1 protein-coding gene is annotated in these 1,327 nt (G+C 68.3%); it reads left to right on the top strand.

Going from position 1 to position 1,327, the window contains the following annotated elements; translation table 11 throughout:
- The first annotated feature begins 457 nt into the window (after window positions 1-457).
- Window positions 458-1,156, top strand: a complete 699-nt coding sequence (locus D7V97_RS43040; protein ID WP_120616269.1) for a LysM peptidoglycan-binding domain-containing protein — start codon at window positions 458-460, stop codon at window positions 1,154-1,156.
- The last annotated feature ends 171 nt before the right edge of the window (window positions 1,157-1,327 follow it).

Genomic DNA, 1,327 nt, shown 5'->3' with positions numbered 1-1,327 from the left:
GCACGTAGGTGGGCAGGTTCGTCGTGGTGAAGAAGCCCTCGGGCAGCACGCCGTCCTGGGGCGCGGGCGTGAAGCGCGCGTCCGGGAACCGGGCGAACCGCGCCGCCGTGAAGTCGGGATGAGCAATGGTCGTCACCCCGCCACCATGCGCGGCGCCCCCCACCCCGTTCAAGCGCCGCGCACCCCCACGTCTGAAGCACGACGGCGAAGGCCCCCCGAAATCCCCGGAAATTGCGCACCGCGCCATCCCTTCGGACCTACCGCCGGGGTGGAAGCCTCGTGGACGGGAGCGCTTCCAGGGCCGGGATTCCGCTCCAGGTGTGACCTTCCCTCCCATGTGCGTGCTTGCAGTGAAAAGCAGGTGGAGAAGCAACCTCCGCTTCTTGAATGCCGAGAATGGAAACAATCGCAGCCGGTGACCGAGGTCGGGTCACTGCTCCCCCTCCCGGAGCCCCCCATGAGCAGCTACTCCATCAAGTCTGGCGACACCCTGTCCGGCCTGGCCAAGCGCTACAACACCAGCGTCAGCGCCCTGATGAAGGCGAACCCGGACATCAAGAACAAGAACCTCATCTACGCCGGCAAGACGCTGAACATCCCCGGCTCCAAGGACAGCTTCGAGCCCGGCAAGTCCGGCAGCCGCGGCGGCACGGGCGGCTCCAGCGGCTCCGGCAACGTGACGGCCCCTCCGGGCGGCGCGGGCCCGGGCACGCGCGGCCCCGGTGGCAGCCCCTACGACATCGCGATGTCGCACCTGGACAAGAACGCCGGCCAGCTGAAGCTGGAGAAGACCGGCGTGGGCGCGGACATGGAGGACTGGGTCCCCAACGACGTGAACTGCGCCAACTTCGTCTCCGCGTGCCTGGAGCAGGCGGGGCAGATCAAGGACAGCCAGCACAGCGCCTCCGTGATGACCCTCCAGGGCAACCTGGACCGCGACCCGAACTTCAAGCGCGTGGACCTGAAGGACGCGAAGCCCGGTGACGTGGTCTCCATGAAGGTGGGCAGCGGCCAGCACGTCGTGATGTTCGCGGGCTGGAAGGACGGCAAGCCCCAGTTCATCGGCTCCAACAACATCAACAGCGACGGGTCGCAGCGCATCAGCATCCGCTCGATGAACTACCCCATCATGTCCGTGCACCAGTACAAGGGCTGAGACGCGGCCACCGCCGCTCCCGCTGTCCCGAAAGGGGCCTTTCGCCTCCCGCGCCCACCGCGCTGGAGGGGGAAGGCCCCTTCCTCGTTTTCCGCCCCCCGCGCGCTCCCTGCCCCGGAAGGCACCCGGAGTGCCGCCGGCTCCACAGTGGGGGGCCAGGACGTCCAGGGC

It is taken from the genome of Corallococcus sp. CA053C (assembly GCF_003611675.1).
In the GTDB taxonomy this organism is placed as follows: Bacteria; Myxococcota; Myxococcia; order Myxococcales; family Myxococcaceae; genus Corallococcus.
Note: the sequence above shows the minus strand (reverse complement) of the source record. Positions and strands in the feature narration are given on the sequence as shown.